This window comes from Nocardia pseudovaccinii NBRC 100343 (assembly GCF_001613225.1).
Lineage (GTDB): Bacteria > Actinomycetota > Actinomycetes > Mycobacteriales > Mycobacteriaceae > Nocardia > Nocardia pseudovaccinii.
The window spans coordinates 1-566 of the sequence record NZ_BDBY01000491.1; the positions used below are offsets into that span (position 1 = coordinate 1).

1 protein-coding gene is annotated in these 566 nt (G+C 64.7%); it reads left to right on the top strand.

The window, feature by feature from the left end; all coding sequences use genetic code 11:
* A partial coding sequence (locus tag NP3_RS50170) for a hypothetical protein (RefSeq protein WP_218025093.1) occupies positions 1 to 564 on the top strand: 564 nt, incomplete at its 5' end.
* Positions 565 to 566 lie beyond the last annotated feature (2 nt).

The window sequence follows — 566 nt, forward strand, 5'->3', positions numbered from 1 at the left end:
CGGGTGGTCTTCGGCACCGAGATCAACCCGGATTGGACGCCGACTCTCGCGACGGCACCGACGGAGCTCGTTCTCACCGAGCCGATGCCGGGGTTGTGCAGCGAGCACGGTTGCACCGCCAGTGAGACCCGTTCCTGCGCAGTCAATTCCAGTGGCCCACTATCGGAGTTGCCGACACCGCGAGCCATGTTGCGCTCCATGAAACCCCGGCGGCGGAACCCCGTCCTGGCGCGCGTCCGCTTCGACTGCCCGGCCTGCGAGCTCTGTCTCCACGAGGTCCGGCGCTTCCGTCGAATCGCGCTGCTGGCACTGCTGGCGATACCGCTGACAATCGCGGCCGTCCTCATCGCACGTGCGCTCGAACTCGAACCACTCTATCTACCTTTGGCTTTCGTGAGCGTGCCCGGATGCATGCCGATCGCGTTGCTGGTGGCGATGCTGTCCTGGAGCCGCTCCCGCTATTTCGCCGATGTCTGGATGAACGAAACAGCTGACCAGCTGATCGTTTCCGCGCACCCGGATTTCGTGGCCGCGGTCGAGCAAAATCGGGCCGGGAATCGCTGAAC